Source organism: Chitinophaga parva (assembly GCF_003071345.1).
Taxonomy (GTDB): Bacteria; Bacteroidota; Bacteroidia; order Chitinophagales; family Chitinophagaceae; genus Chitinophaga; species Chitinophaga parva.
Map to the genome: position 1 here is coordinate 1,542,949 of NZ_QCYK01000002.1, position 14,573 is coordinate 1,557,521.

The window sequence follows — 14,573 nt, forward strand, 5'->3', positions numbered from 1 at the left end:
ATGCGGCAGGCCGGGGAAATGTAGCGGTAACTTTGAGAAAAGTGGCCCCTGAGGGCAGTCCCTACACCGTCCTGAATTGCATCACCCTTTCCTCAAACTCCTCGTTCGGTACCCGGGCCTTGTTCTTCAGCCGTGTTTTATAGGAATAGATCGTCTTTACAGAATATTCCAGTATCTGGGCAATCTTCTCCGTTTCCGTAATACCCATGCGGATGAGCGCAAAGATGCGCAGATCTGTATTCAGCAACTCCCCGTTCTTCAGCACGATCTGGTCCTCCGGCGGGAAGAGGGTGTTCATGTCCCGCACAAAATTGGGAAACAGCTTCAGGAACACCTTGTCAAAATTGCGCAGCAACTCCTCCTTGTCTTTCCGGGGATCTATGTTATTTACCACAAAGCGCATCTCTTCATATTTTTTCTCGGACAACTTCTGCTCCAGGGCTTTCTTCAGCTTGTCCAGCCGGGCAAAGAACTCGGCGTCCATGTTAAAGAAGTAACCGATGGATTCTTCCTTGATCTTGTTGGCTTCTTCCAGTTTTACGTTGGCTTCCGCCAGTTGGGCGTTTACCAGTTCCAGTTTTTCGTTGATCTCCTGCTGGCGGGCATGGGCGTCTGTGATCACCTGCTTGGCCACCTGCAGGCGTTTTACCTGCTGCAAAATGATATAGCCAAGTATCAGCAACAGCAAAATAAGTACCGTAACCACCGCGGCATAGCGCATCAACAGGCGGCGCTGGTTCTCTACCATATTGATCTTCTCGCCCTCTATCAGGGGTAAGATGGAGCTGAGTTGCACCTTGCGCTGGCGGGCGCCATAAAAATCTGCATTGCGCACGGCCAGGTCTATGCACAGGGAGGCGTGTTTCACATCCCCTGCCTTAAAGAGCAAAGAGGCCAGGTTGAACACCGCATAGGTCTCCTTGGTGCTGGACGCAATATCCGCAATGGCGGCCTGGATCATCAGGTCCAGGGCGGAGCGGGTATCATTTTTCTCCAGGTAAAAACCGCTCAGCGTAGATGCGGCCAGCGCCACCTGGTGATGGGTAAGGTCTGGCCGCCGGAGCAACTGCTGGAAAAAAGGGGCTGCCTCCGCGGCGTGGCCTTGCTTATAGGCCTTAAGGCCACTATAATAAATATGGTCAAAGCTGCCGGCAGGGTAGTAGTGCAGGGCCGTGTCCAGGTAGCGCGTGCCCCGGGCGTCATAATCTACAGAGTGGTAATTGTCGTAATCATAATTGGCCAGGTCAAAGTAGTAGCGGGCCAGGAGGGTGTAATAATCTGCCTTCAGCGAGTCCGGCGCACCGGCCACGGAAATGGTCTGGAGGGAATCGTAGGTTTCTTTATAGAGGCCGGCGGATAACAGGATGAATACCGTTTTCAGGCGGGCGGCCGTAAGCTGGTCCGGGTTGCCCAGGCGGGCGGCGGATTGCTGCAGGCGGTGCACCCAGGTATAGGCAGAGTCGTAGTTGAATAGTTTGTATTCCTCATACAGCCGGGCGGCGGCCTGGTACTGGGCCGGGGCATCCGTGGCGGCGGCCCATTCCTGCTGGAGCACTCGCAGGTGGGCAACCTTGGCGGCATCGTACTGGTCCGCCTGGCCTATGGTGCGGGTAAGTTTAGTCAGCAGGCTGTCTGCAGCCCGGGTGGCAGGTAGTATGGTAATAAGGAATAACGCGGTGAAGATCCATTTCATAACATGAACAGCCTGCGCGGTGGCAGCGCCGGAAGATACAATTTTTTAGCAAGCAGCAGGGGCAGGACCAAAGCTGCCACCCGGCGTAAAGGGCCGGAAGCACTGGCTTACTGGCCGTAAGGCCCCGGAAATTGTCCTGGAAACCGTCCAAATTTCATTCTATAGAATAAAAATATAATATGTAGTTAATCGATTGATTTTCAATGTGTATATTTCCGGCGATGCTTCTCCAAACCGCATTTTTTCCTTGATTTCGTGTCTAAAATTTGTTTTCCCTTTCCGTGGATTGTTCCTTTGAATTGTTAGCGCGGCGATGGCCCCGCAGTCATTTACCACGTTTTGGATCTCAAATTATAACCTATGCCAGCTTCCACGTATGCACCGGCTTAGTGCCCGTTACACCGTGTCAGTTCCCAGCTTTCCCATTCAATCAAATTCCGTTATGTCGTTATCAAAAACTGCAACAGCATTTCTTACAGGCATCCTGTTCCTGATCTGCCTGATCCCGGCACTGGCCCTGGGGCAGACCCGGGTGACCGGCACCGTGCGCGATGAAGGCGCCCAGCCGGTGATTGCCGCTTCCGTACAGGTGCAGGGCACTACTAAAGGGGTGCTCACAGACACCAAAGGCCAGTTCACCATCGAGGTGCCCAGTGACGCCATCCTGGTGGTCACTTCCCTCGGCTACCAGTCGCAAACCTTCAAGGCCCAGCGCACGCTGGACATTACCCTCAAAGCTGCCAGCACCTCCCTCAATGATGTGGTGGTGATCGGCTATGGTACTTCCCGCCGCAAAGAGGTAACCGGCGCCATTGCCGTGGTAAGCAGCAAGGATTTCCAGAAAGGGAGCATCACCACGCCGGAGCAGCTCATTGCCGGCAAAGTGGCCGGTGTGTCCATCGCGGGCAACAGTGGCTCCCCCGGCGCAGGCAGCACGGTGCGCATCCGTGGCTCCGTGTCGCTCAATGCCAGCAACGATCCGCTGTACGTGGTAGACGGCGTGCCCCTGAATGGCAACAATATTTACGGCGCCTCCAATCCCCTGAGCACCATTAATCCCAATGATATTGAAAGCATGACCGTGCTCAAAGACGCGGCATCCACCGCCATCTACGGCTCCCGCGCCAGCAACGGGGTGATCATCATCACCACCCGCAAAGGCGCCGCCGGCAAGCCGGTCTTCAATTTCAGCACCCAGTATTCCGCGGGCAAGGTGACCAGAGAACTGCCCGTGCTCAGTGCAGACCAGTTCCGCAAGTACGTGACCTCCCTGGATACTGTGGGCCACACGTTTGTAGACATGATGGGCAATGCCAGCACCGACTGGCAAAAGGAGATCTTTCACGCAGCCCAGGGCACAGATAATAACCTGAGCATAAGCGGCTCCCTGAAGCACATGCCTTACCGGGTGTCTGTGGGTTACCTGAACCAGGAAGGCATTGTGAAAACAGACCGCCTGGCCCGCCAGTCGGTAGGCGTGTCCCTCTCGCCCCGCTTTTTCGATGACCACCTGAAAGTGGACGTGAACCTGAAAGGCTCCCTCAGCCAGGCGCGCTTTGCCAACGGTGGCGCCGTGAGCGCTGCTATGTATTTTGATCCCACCCAGCCGGTGCACGCCACCTCGCCCTTTGGTAACTACTATGAGTGGGCTACCATTGAACCGAATGGTGATATCAATCTGAATAAAGTGGCGCCCCGCAATCCCGTGGCCCTGCTGGACCTGTACCGCAATACCAGTAATGTAAGCCGCAGCTATGGTAACGTGCAGTTTGATTACAAATTCCATTTCCTGCCGGAACTGCATGCAAACCTGAACCTGGGCTATGATGTGGCCAAGGGCAGCGGCCATGAAATTGTGCCCGCTTATGCCGCGCAGAACTGGCTGGACACCGGGCGCAATACGCAATACGCCAATAAAGTGAGCAACCAGGTAGCGGAGTTTTACCTGAACTACACGAAGGATCTCAGGTCCATCAAAAGCAATATCAACGTCACCGCGGGGTATGGCTACTACAATAACCTGGAAACGAAGTACAACTTCCCTTTCATCCGCTATAACGGCGATACGGTGCCTAACACGCAACCGAAATATCCATACGACAAACCGCAAACACGGCTGCTCTCTTACTACGGCCGTTTGATCTACACCTTTAACCAGAAGTACATCCTCGCTGCATCGCTGCGTACAGATGGTTCCAGCCGCTTTGGGCCGGACGATCGCTGGGGCCTGTTCCCCTCCGTGGCCCTTACCTGGCGCGTGAACCAGGAGGCTTTCCTGAAAGATGCCAAAGTATTGTCCGACCTGAAATTACGCCTCAGCTACGGGGTGACGGGCAACCAGGATGGCATTGATCCGTATGCTTACCAGGCTAACTATGCATTCAGCGATAATTCATCCAAAGTGCAATTTGGTAACACCTGGTATAACATGGCATCGCCCGCGGCCTATGATGCACACCTGAAGTGGGAGCAAACAGCATCGTCCAACATCGGCCTGGATTACGGCTTCCTGGACAACCGTATTTCCGGCGCCATTGATGTGTACTACAAGAAAACAAAGGACCTGCTGAACGTGATCCCCATTCCCGCGGGCTCTAACTTCAACAGCGTGATCCTCACCAACGTGGGCAACGTGACCAACAAAGGCGCGGAGTTTTCCATCAATGCAAGCCCCATCCGCACAAAGCATGTGCAGTGGAACATTGGCTTCAACGTGGCTTACAATGACAACACCATCACGAACCTTACCGCGGTGAATGATCCTTCTTTCCATGGTACGGCCAATGCGAACGGCATCCAGATCAACTCCGTAGGTTACCAGATCAACGCATTCTACGTGTACAGGCAATTGTATGATAAAGCAGGCAAGCCCATTGAAGGCGTGTTTGAAGACCTGAACCACGATGGGGTGATCAACCAGGACGACCTGTATCATTATAAATCACCCAACGCCCGCTACATCTATGGCTTCTCCACAGACCTCACGGTAGACCGCTGGTCGCTCAATACAGTGCTGCGTGCCAATACCGGCAACTACATGTACAACGGCCTGCAGGTAGGCTCCATCCAGGCCAATAGCCTGAACCCGTTGGGTTACCTGGCAAACAGCCTGGATAATGTACTGTACACCGGTTTTGTGAATGGGCAGAAACTGTCTGACTACTACGTGCAGAACGCATCTTTCCTGCGTATGGACAACCTGGGCATTGGCTATGATGCAGGTGCTGTGTTCAACAGGAAAGTGGGCCTGCGCCTCAATGCCAATGTGCAGAACGTGTTTGTGATCACGAAATACAAGGGCCAGGACCCGGAGCTGATAGGCGGTTCCGGCGCAGGGATGGACTTCACCGTGTATCCGCGCCCGCGCACGTACTCCATTGGCGCTAACCTGCGGTTCTGATTTTTTTACTTAAAGTAATTCTTCGCATATGAAAAAGCGGATCATACAATATTTCCTTATCCTGGGTGCCCTGTACCTTACCGGCTGCGCTAAGGACTTAAACCTCCAGCCGGTTAACTCGAATACTGCTGATAAACAATATAGCACCGCGCAGGGCTACAAGGAAGTGCTGGCAAAAGTGTATGGCGGCTATTCCCTGGTGAGCAGCACCGGCGTGGGCAACTCGGATATCTCCGTGCCGGGCCTGGGCAGCGACAAAGGCCCGTCTGATTTTCTGCGCGCGCTCTTCAATGTAAATGAACTGACCACGGATGAAGCAGTATGCGCCTGGAACGATGCAGACCTGCAAAGCCTGCACAACCTGAACTGGGCATCGTCTAACCTGTATGTGAACCTGCTCTATGCGCGCAGCCTGTTCCAGATCACGGTGTGCAATGAACTGATCCGCGAATCCAGTGATGAGAAGATCACTGCCCGTGGCTTTACCGGCGCCGATGCGGACAACATCCGCCACTACCGCGCAGAAGCCCGCTTCCTGCGTGCCTACCAGTACTGGGTGCTGATGGATGTATACGGCAACCCGCCTTTTGTTACGGATAAAGATCCTATTGGTAAATTCATTCCACCCCAGATCACACGGGCAGACCTTTTCACTTACATTGAAACGGAGCTGAAAGCCATTGACGCAGACCTGGTGCCGGCCCGGCAGAATGAGTATGCACGGGCAGACCAGGCCGCGGCCTGGGCATTGCTGGCCAGGATGTACCTCAATGCAGCCGTGTACACCGGCCAGGAACATTATACGGATGCCATTGCCTATGCCAATAAAGTGATCAGCGCCGGTTACAAACTGGTGCCCAAATACGCCAGTCTTTTCCAGGCAGACAATAACCTGCCGGCCAATACGGAAGTGATCCTGCCCATTGCGTACGATGCCAGTAATTCCGGCAACTACGGCGGCACCACGTTCCTCATTTGCTCCGCCCACACGGCAGATGCGGCAGAATGCAAGGCTGCCGGCATACCCGGTGGTGGCTGGCTGGGCAACCGTACCACGGAAAAGATCCCCCAGCTTTTTGCAGACCAATCCGGAAAAACCGACGCCCGTGCCATGTTCCAGGGCGATAAGCAGGCCATTGACAACGTGCTCACTTTCACTGACGGATGGCGGGTAAATAAGTTTTCCAACATTGCTTCCGATGGCACTATACCTTACTCCCCCAACGGGGTGCTGGTAAATACCGACTTCCCGCTTTTCCGCCTGGCAGAGATGTACCTCATTTATGCAGAAGCCGTGAAAAGAGGCGGTGCAGGCGGCGATGCGGCTACGGCACTGCTGTACATGAACAAACTGCGGGAGCGTGCCTATGGCAATGCCAACGGTAATTTTACCAGCTTTACAGTAGATGATGTGCTCAGTGAAAGGGGCCGTGAAATGTGCTGGGAAATGTGCCGCCGTACGGACCTGATCCGCTTTGGCAAATTTACCGGCAGCACTTACCTGTGGCCGTGGAAAGGCGGGGTAAAAGCTGGTGCCGGGGTGGATGCGCGTTTCAATTTGCTGCCCATCCCATCATCTGAGATCATTGCCAACCCGCACCTGCATCAAAACCAGGGTTACTAATTCTTCCTGATCCTTAAACTGCTCTTATGCGTTTTATAAAATATAACTGCCTTGCCATACTGGCCACCGGCCTGCTGCTGGGCGCCTGTAAAAAAGAAGGTGCCCTCCTGCAGGTAGATGCCTCCAAAGCCTCCACCAGCCTTACTTCCAATGTGCAGTCGGTAACCTTCACTGCCGATAATGATGCGGATACCGTGCTCACTTTTTCATGGGCGCCCGTAACCTATGGAGCGGCACAGCCCACCGTCACCTACACCCTGCAACTGGACAATCCTGCAGATACGGCCACCGGCTGGACCAAAGCCCGGAGCTTCCCGGCGGGCAATAACATTACCAGCTACGGCTTTAAAGGCGCAGCGCTGAACCAGTTGCTCAATGATATGGGCTTCCTGCCGGACAATGCCAGCCAGCTGGCCGTGCGCCTGAAAGTAGATGTGCAGCAATATAACGGTGTGGCCTCTACGGTGCCCAGTGTGTATTCCAACGCCACGGCCGTGAAAGTAACACCTTATGCACTGACCCTCTGGGTGCCGGGCGCCTACCAGGGCTGGAACCCGGGCGCAGCGCCGGTAATAGGGCAATTGCACAATACCACCGGCCGCTTTGAAGGCTACGTGCATATTACCGGAGCGGACATGCATTTCAAATTTACCAGCAAGCCGGATTGGAACCATACCAATTATGGTTACGGCGGGGATGGCATCCTTTCCACCGATGGCCTGGCAGACGGGCTGCAGGTGCCGGCTGCCGGTTATTACGAGCTGTATGCGGATGTAAATTCTTTGACCTGGAAATACCAGCAAACCACCTGGGGCATTATTGGCGATGCCAGCCCCGGTGGATGGGATAATGACACGCCCCTGAGCTATGACCCGGACAAGCAGGTGTGGACGGCTACAGTGGCCATGAAGACGGCCGGCTCTTTCAAATTCCGCGCAAACAAGGCATGGGCGCTGGATTTTGGGATAGATGCCAATGGCAACCTGCAATACGCGGATAACCCGCTGATAGGCGGTACTTCCGGCCTTAACAACCTTACCGTGCCGGAAGATGGTACCTACAAATTTACGCTGGACCTGCACCTACCAGGTAAATATACCTACACGGCCGTAAAACAATAAGCGACTAAGAAAAAGCGAAGATGAGAATGAACTTGTTGAACCTAATGCTGCTGCTGCTCCTGGCATGTTCCAAAGGCGGCCAGGCCCCCGCTGCGCCTGCGCCCCCGGTAACGCCACCCACGCAGCCCGTGGAAACCACGCCCGATCAATACGGCACGCCCTTCAATAAAGTGCCCGATGCCGCCGATGCGGTGATCTACCAGGTGAATATGCGCGCCTTCAGCGCCGCCGGTGATCTCAGGGGCGTGCAACAACGCCTGGACTCCATCAGGGCCCTGGGCGTAAATGTGGTGTACCTGCTGCCGGTATACCCGGTAGGGGTACTGAAATCGGTGAACTCACCCTACTGCATTAAGGATTTTAACAGTGTGGCGCCGGAATTTGGCACCCTGGATGATCTGCGTGCCCTGGTGGAGGACGCCCATCAGCACGGCATGGCCGTGATCCTGGACTGGGTGGCAGACCATACGGCCTGGGACCATCCCTGGATCACCGCACATAAAGACTGGTACCAGCAGGATGGTGGCGGCAACATCATAGCCCCACCTGGCACGGGTTGGAACGATGTGGCAGCGCTTAATTACAAAAGCACAGACCTGCGCAAGGCCATGATCAAAGCCATGCAAAGCTGGATCTACACCGCCAATGTAGACGGCTACCGCTGCGATGCCGCTGATTTTGTGCCCCACGATTTCTGGGTGCAGGCCATTGATTCGCTGCAAAAGATCACCACGCACAAGCTGCTGCTGTATGCGGAAGGTACGCGCAAAGACCAGTTCCAGGCGGGCTTCCAGCTGGAGTATGGCATGGGTTTTTACTATACACTGAAAGATAAAGTGTTTGGAGCCGGCGCTTCGGTGAAGCTGATAGACAGTGTAAATAACGCAGAGTACAGCGGCGCGTTGCCGTTGTCGCAGGTAGTGCGCTATACATCCAACCATGATGTGAACAGTTCCGACGGTACACCGCTGGAGCTGTTTGGCGGCAGGCAGGGCTCACTGGCAGTGTTCACCGTGGCGGCGCTGATGAAGAGTGTGCCCATGCTTTACAATGGGCAGGAGATAGGTTGTACCCAGCGCCTCACGTATTTTAATAACAGCACGCCCATAGACTGGACGCCGGCGCCGGATATTACGGCGGCGTACAAAGCCATCCTTGCTTTCCGCAGTGGCAGCAATGCCGTGAAAACCGGTGCGCTGGCCAGTTACAGCAGTGATGATGTGTGCGTGTTCACCAAAACAGCTGGCAGCAAACAGGTGCTGGTGATGGCTAACCTCCGTAATAAAACAGTGACCTATAACCTGCCGGCAGCAATCGCGCCTACGGGCTGGCGCAATGCCTTCGATGGCAGTACCGCTACCCTGGCTGCCGCTGTGGCATTACAACCTTATGAGTACCGGGTGCTGCGTAATGACTGATTACCGGCTTTCATTGCCAGCCTAATTACCCCGGGACTGTATCCCACGCCGGGCGGGCTTGTCTTGCACGTGGTAAAAGTTGGTATGGGCAGGTCCGCCACCTGGCAGGGATAAGAATGATTTTCACAACTACTACACCAAAAGAAAGGGCTACATCATATGTTGATGCAGCCCTTTTTATGAATGCCTGCCATGTCTCTTGCTGGTATAACGCCCTTCCTTGAAGGCGTTGCGGAGCGGTTTAGGAATAAGTCCTTAATAAAATACCCTCCGGCCCCGTACGATCAGCTTGCGGGTGCCCATGGGCGATTGATAACGGTTCTTTTTTTCCTGCTGTGCGGCATAGTAAGCCAGGATAGCGTCGGCAGATAAAGTACCTAGTGTTACCCTATGATCCGGCTGTTCCAGCACGTACAGTTCTTTTACTTTATGCTGGCCCATTAACGCTGCTGCCTGTGCAATACTGGCGCCTGCGGCAATGGTGATCATATCATCGCCTGCCGCACGGGGAGGAGCCGGCTGGAAGATATCACGCACGTACGCATTTTCCAGCACATCTGGTGTATAGGCATCGGGTGTGCGCACGCCACGGCGTAATATTTTTTCCGTCATGATGCTGCCTTTCATCAGGAAGAAAGACACGAAGTAAGCCGCGATACACGCTGCCAGCAAAGGTTGCAGCCCATGATGCTGACCGGTGGTCTCCAAGGAAAAGATGATGGCCGTGAGCACCGCGCGGGATGCGCCGGCAAACATGGCGGCCATGCCAATGAGGGCACACGTGGCCACATCAATTTCTGCGGTGGGGAAGAAGTGGAGTACACCCACCCCCAGCAGTGCACCCAGCGCACCACCAATCGTGAATAAGGGCGCCAGCGTACCACCGGAAGTGCCGCTGCCCAGGGCTATGACCCAGGAAATGTACTTGAGCAGGCATAGGGATAATAACATAGTGAGGGCCATGTTGCCGGTAAGCAGGTGCTGGATATTATCGTACCCTACACCCATGGTAAAGGGGGCAAAGTAACCCACTACCCCTACCGCTACCGCGCCAATAGCGGGCCACCACATCCAGTGGATGGGCAGTTTCTCAAAGAGGTCTTCCACCGCGTATACAGATTTGGACACCAGGGAAGCGATCACACCGATCAATATACCCAGGGCGGCATACAACAGCAGGCCACTGTTTGTAGCGACGGGAATATCCGGCATGGCAAATACGGGCGTAGAACCAAAGAGGGCAATGTGCATGCCCGCACCGGTGATGCACGCCAGGGCTACCGGGATGATGGACCGGGGGGAAAATTCAAATAATAACAGTTCTATAGCCAGGAGCACGGCGGCCAGGGGACTGCCAAAGATGGCGGACATACCCGCGCAGGCACCGGCTGCCAGCATGATCTTACGCTCGCTGGAAGATATATGCATCCATTGTCCGCTGAAGGAGCCCAGCGCGCCGCCGGTGGCAATGATGGGACCTTCTGCGCCGAAGGGACCACCAGTGCCTATGGAAATAGCGGCAGACAAGGGTTTAAGGATGGCAATGATGGGAGGGATACGGCTTTCGTCGAGGATGATCTTTTCCATGGCCTCGGGAATACCATGCCCCCGGATGGCGGGCGAGCCGTAGCGGGCCATGATGCCTACTATCACGCTGCCAATGATGGGAACAAAGACGACGAACCAGCCCCAGTGGTGGCCGGCAGGCGAGGCTTCTTCAAAAGAAACACGGCCATAAAACGAAAGGTTGGTCACAAAGTTAATGAGGTACACCAGTACACGGGCCACCACGCCGATGAGCAGGGCATTGAAAATTGCCTGCAGGCTGAGGTAGAACACCCGCTTATTGATCATAGCGCCAGGTATAGGGGGCACAGTAACCTCCCGCTGTTTCAGCGAGGGAGCAATCGGTATCCGGTCTGCGTCGTTCATTTTCTAAATATTGCGTAGGTAATGTTTATGATCACAAAACTACGGTAAAATAGATTAAAACATTGCTTAAATAATATTTTATAAGCAAGGCCAGGCCGATGGAAAAGTCGTAATATTGCGCATGCAAGGAACCGATTGCAATATTGAAAGCTGTTTTTTATGCCAGTCCTGCATACCGGCCTGGCGGGCGGCCATTGCGGCTAGTAAGCAAACGCTGGCATTCCGTAAAGGGGAAGTGATCTTCCGCGAGGGGGATAAAGTGCAGGGCATCTTCTTTCTATATGAAGGGGCCGTAAAGGTGCACCAGTCCTGGGAAGAGCAGAAAGAACTCATCCTGCGCTTTGCCACCGCCGGCGATGTGATAGGCCTGCGCGGCATTGGCGATACCTACCCGGTAACGGCCACCGCGCTGGATGATACCAGGCTTTGTTTTATTGATAACGTCTTTTATGAAGCCTCCCTGCAAACCAATCCTTCCCTTACGTATAAAATGATGCAGCGCTATGCACTGGAACTGCAACAGGCAGAGCTGCGCATGCGCAACCTGGCGCATATGGAGGTAAAAGGCCGCATTGCGGCTGCCCTGCTGGACCTGAAACAGGTCTTTGGCCTGGATAAGGAAAAATACATTGCCCTGGCGGTGACCCGCCAGGATATTGCGTCATACGCCGGTGCGGCGTATGAAACGGTGTTCAAGTTCTTCGTGGAGCTTACTAACGAAAATATCATTGCCACCAGCGGCAAGCACATTAAGATCCTGAACGAAACGGCGCTGAAAAATTATGTGAAGCAGCCCGGGAAGGGTGCCTGATCTCTTGCCTTATAATAGCCTGTCCTTAGTACTGCATCAGGCCTGCAAGTTTATAGCAACTCATCTTTTAACACCCGCACCGTTACCAGCAGCTGGCCGGTATGGCGCATGGTATGCTCCGCCGCATGGAAGAGCAGCCCCATGACCGTGCTGGGGAGCGCACGGCGCCCTACGTTCCTGAAATCCTCCAGGGTGGCTGGATCCGTGGTTTGCAGTTGCGCCAGCATCAGGTCTACCTGGCGACTGAAGTTTTCCGTGAGCACCCTGGCCGTGAGGGCTGCGTCTTCTTTGCCTTCCTGGCCCAGGACCTCCAGCTGGGCAGGAGAGAGCTGCTCTGCCCGCGCATAAGAAGCCAGCCGGTCCAGCACTCCGCGCAGGTGCTGCAGGTGGAACGCCGGGGAGGCCAACCCCGCGGGGCGCTTCCACAGCAGTTCCGGCGGGAAGTCCGTCATCAGTTGCTGTACTTCTTCCCGGGCCTGCAGCAGGGCATGGGCCACAGGTTGCAGCAATCCGGGTATGCCGGCCACCGGGCCGCGCATCCAGTATTCGGGGAGGGGAGGTGTTGTGCTCATACCTTTAAAATACTAAAAGCCACCGGCTTCCGCAAGATTCCCCAAAAATGTTAGTTATGTATTATAAATGTATACTATATTTGGAGTGATTTTATCCCAATTATTCCAGCTACCGTATGCGCGTTAAGCCCTTTCTTCTACAACTGGCCTTTGTCCTGGCCAGCGCCACGCATGCCTGGGCGGCAGACGACCAGACCAACGTTTCCATCAGTGCACAGCAGGAAACCTACACCTTTACCAAAGGCGGTAAGGAGCATCCCGTAACCGTGCAGGAGCTCCTGCATACCACTTACAAATGCAATGAGTTCCGCACCAGTATACCCATCGTGGCGTTTTATAACGACCAGGTGGCCATGGGCGATGTGCGTGCCTGGGTGGATGGCAGCCGGGTAAAAGGCCTCCGGCCCAATTTTTCTTTATACGAGGTGGACGATATTTTTTATTCTGATGCCAGGGTATGCACCTTCTCCCTGCCCCTTACCAAAGCAGGTACGGAAAGTGAAACGGAGATGGAAATGACGGTACTGGACCCGCGTTATTTCAATACTGTGTATTTCAGTGAGCCTTATGCCGTGGGTAAAAAGGAAATAAAAATGGTGGTGCCCCGCTGGATGAAGGCCACCATCAAAGAGCTCAATTTTAATGGCTTCCAGATCAGCAAACAGGTGAGCTATGATGCCAGGGCAGATGCCGATGTATACGTGTACACTGCAACTAACCTGCCGGCCATGGCACGGGAAAAGCGCTGCCCCGGCCCTTCTTACCTGTATCCCCATTTGCTGGTCATGAGCCAGTCTGCCACCATGGATGGTAATACCCTGCAATACCTGGGCACTGTAGACGGGCTGTATGCCTGGTATCATGGCCTGGTAAAACAGGTCAGCAATGATGAAGCCGTGATGAAAACCAAAGCCACGGAGATCACGAAAGGTATCACCGGCGATAGTGCCCGCATTGGCGCGGTGTACAACTGGGTACAGGACAATATCCGCTACATTGCGTATGAAGATGGCATTGCCGGCTTTAAACCGGAAGCCGCGCAAAATGTATTGCAACATAAATACGGCGACTGTAAAGGCATGGCCAATCTCACCTGCCAGCTGCTGAAGGCATTGGGCTACGATGCCCGCCTGTGCTGGATAGGCACGGATCATATTGCTTACGATTATTCATTGCCCACATTGGCAGTGGACAATCATATGATCTGCGCGGTGAACCTGAATGGCAAACGCTATTTCCTGGATGCCACGGAGTCCTACATTGGCATGAATAAATACGCGCAGCGCATACAGGGGCGCCAGGTACTCATAGAGGATGGCGATCATTACATCCTGGACCACGTGCCTACCCGCGATGTACAGCAGAATGTTTCTTATGAAAAGCGCGCCCTGAAAATAGCCGGCACAGACCTTACCGGCAGGGTGGAACACAGCTGGAAAGGGGAAAGCGAAGAAGACCTGCTGGGCAACATCCACGGCCTGCGCTCTGAAAAAGTGAACGACGCCCTGGTGCAATACCTGGCGGAGGCTGATAACAAGTACACCATCAGCAACCTGCAAACCTCGGACCTGAAAAACTGGAATGCAGACCTGGACATCCACTATGACCTGGTGCATAAAGATGCGGTGACCAGCTTTGGGAAAGATATTTACATAGAGCCGGATTTCCGCAAGGAATATAGCGGGATGAGTTTTGATACCACCAGGCGTACACAGGATTTCCTCTTCCCCTACAAGGAAAAAACCGTTACGGAAACTTCCCTGGAAATACCCGCCGGCTATGTGGCCGCGGCCCTGCCCAATAACCTCAGCATAGAGCGCGCCGGTTATACTTTCCGTATTACCTACCGGAAAGATGCCAACCGGATCATTTACTATAAAGAGATCCTGATCCGGAATGTAAAGCTGGCGCGGGACCAGTTCCGCCAGTGGAATGAAGATGTACAGGCCTTGCAAAATACCTATCTGCAGCAGATCACCCTTACCAAACAAGCATAAGCCCT

General features: G+C 54.3%; 9 protein-coding genes. 6 read left to right on the forward strand and 3 right to left on the reverse strand.

Features of this window, described 5'->3' with window-relative positions; genetic code table 11:
• Positions 1-61: 61 nt before the first annotated feature.
• A complete protein-coding gene (locus tag DCC81_RS16620; protein ID WP_108687712.1) occupies positions 62-1,693 on the reverse strand; it encodes a DUF6377 domain-containing protein in 1,632 nt (543 codons plus the stop codon).
• A 442-nt stretch (positions 1,694-2,135) separates the two neighbouring features.
• Between DCC81_RS16620 and DCC81_RS16625 the strand changes: the two genes are divergently transcribed.
• The 4 genes from DCC81_RS16625 to DCC81_RS16640 are packed head-to-tail and all read left to right on the forward strand — an operon-like array spanning position 2,136 to position 9,256.
• Positions 2,136-5,093, forward strand: a complete 2,958-nt coding sequence (locus DCC81_RS16625; RefSeq protein WP_108687713.1) for a SusC/RagA family TonB-linked outer membrane protein — start codon at positions 2,136-2,138, stop codon at positions 5,091-5,093.
• 28 nt (positions 5,094-5,121) lie between these two features.
• Entirely contained in the window at positions 5,122-6,717 is a 1,596-nt protein-coding gene (locus DCC81_RS16630; RefSeq protein WP_108687714.1) for a RagB/SusD family nutrient uptake outer membrane protein, read from the forward strand.
• A 26-nt stretch (positions 6,718-6,743) separates the two neighbouring features.
• Positions 6,744-7,838: a SusF/SusE family outer membrane protein gene (locus DCC81_RS16635; RefSeq protein WP_108687715.1), complete on the forward strand. Its 1,095-nt coding sequence runs from the start codon at positions 6,744-6,746 to the stop codon at positions 7,836-7,838.
• A gap of 26 nt (positions 7,839-7,864) precedes the next feature.
• Positions 7,865-9,256 (forward strand): alpha-amylase family glycosyl hydrolase, encoded by a 1,392-nt coding sequence (locus DCC81_RS16640; protein ID WP_165806618.1) that lies wholly within the window; start codon positions 7,865-7,867, stop codon positions 9,254-9,256.
• A gap of 255 nt (positions 9,257-9,511) precedes the next feature.
• On the opposite strand, the gene DCC81_RS16645 is transcribed toward DCC81_RS16640, so the two are convergent.
• Complete coding sequence (locus DCC81_RS16645) at positions 9,512-11,188, reverse strand: chloride channel protein (protein ID WP_108687717.1); 1,677 nt, start codon at positions 11,186-11,188, stop codon at positions 9,512-9,514.
• A 121-nt stretch (positions 11,189-11,309) separates the two neighbouring features.
• Here DCC81_RS16645 and DCC81_RS16650 point away from each other — a divergent pair, with 121 nt between their 5' ends.
• Positions 11,310-11,999 (forward strand): Crp/Fnr family transcriptional regulator, encoded by a 690-nt coding sequence (locus DCC81_RS16650; RefSeq protein WP_108688288.1) that lies wholly within the window; start codon positions 11,310-11,312, stop codon positions 11,997-11,999.
• A 50-nt stretch (positions 12,000-12,049) separates the two neighbouring features.
• Here DCC81_RS16650 and DCC81_RS16655 read toward each other — a convergent pair whose 3' ends face one another.
• The gene (locus DCC81_RS16655) at positions 12,050-12,571 is read right to left on the reverse strand and encodes a DinB family protein (RefSeq protein ID WP_108687718.1); all 522 of its coding nucleotides are present in this window, start codon (positions 12,569-12,571) and stop codon (positions 12,050-12,052) included.
• A gap of 116 nt (positions 12,572-12,687) precedes the next feature.
• On the opposite strand from DCC81_RS16655, the gene DCC81_RS16660 reads away from it, so the two are divergent.
• Positions 12,688-14,568 (forward strand): transglutaminase domain-containing protein, encoded by a 1,881-nt coding sequence (locus tag DCC81_RS16660; protein ID WP_108687719.1) that lies wholly within the window; start codon positions 12,688-12,690, stop codon positions 14,566-14,568.
• Positions 14,569-14,573: the final 5 nt, after the last annotated feature.

What these genes read in the sequence shown, in the direction of transcription:
- DCC81_RS16630 (WP_108687714.1), top strand. Translation starts at nt 5,122, where the DNA reads ATGAAAAAGCGGATCATACAATATTTCCTTATCCTGGGTGCCCTGTAC.
- DCC81_RS16625 (WP_108687713.1), top strand. Translation starts at nt 2,136, where the DNA reads ATGTCGTTATCAAAAACTGCAACAGCATTTCTTACAGGCATCCTGTTC.
- DCC81_RS16620 (WP_108687712.1), bottom strand. Translation starts at nt 1,693, where the DNA reads ATGAAATGGATCTTCACCGCGTTATTCCTTATTACCATACTACCTGCC.
- DCC81_RS16655 (WP_108687718.1), bottom strand. Translation starts at nt 12,571, where the DNA reads ATGAGCACAACACCTCCCCTCCCCGAATACTGGATGCGCGGCCCGGTG.
- DCC81_RS16660 (WP_108687719.1), top strand. Translation starts at nt 12,688, where the DNA reads ATGCGCGTTAAGCCCTTTCTTCTACAACTGGCCTTTGTCCTGGCCAGC.
- DCC81_RS16645 (WP_108687717.1), bottom strand. Translation starts at nt 11,188, where the DNA reads ATGAACGACGCAGACCGGATACCGATTGCTCCCTCGCTGAAACAGCGG.
- DCC81_RS16635 (WP_108687715.1), top strand. Translation starts at nt 6,744, where the DNA reads ATGCGTTTTATAAAATATAACTGCCTTGCCATACTGGCCACCGGCCTG.
- DCC81_RS16640 (WP_165806618.1), top strand. Translation starts at nt 7,865, where the DNA reads ATGAACTTGTTGAACCTAATGCTGCTGCTGCTCCTGGCATGTTCCAAA.
- DCC81_RS16650 (WP_108688288.1), top strand. Translation starts at nt 11,310, where the DNA reads ATGCAAGGAACCGATTGCAATATTGAAAGCTGTTTTTTATGCCAGTCC.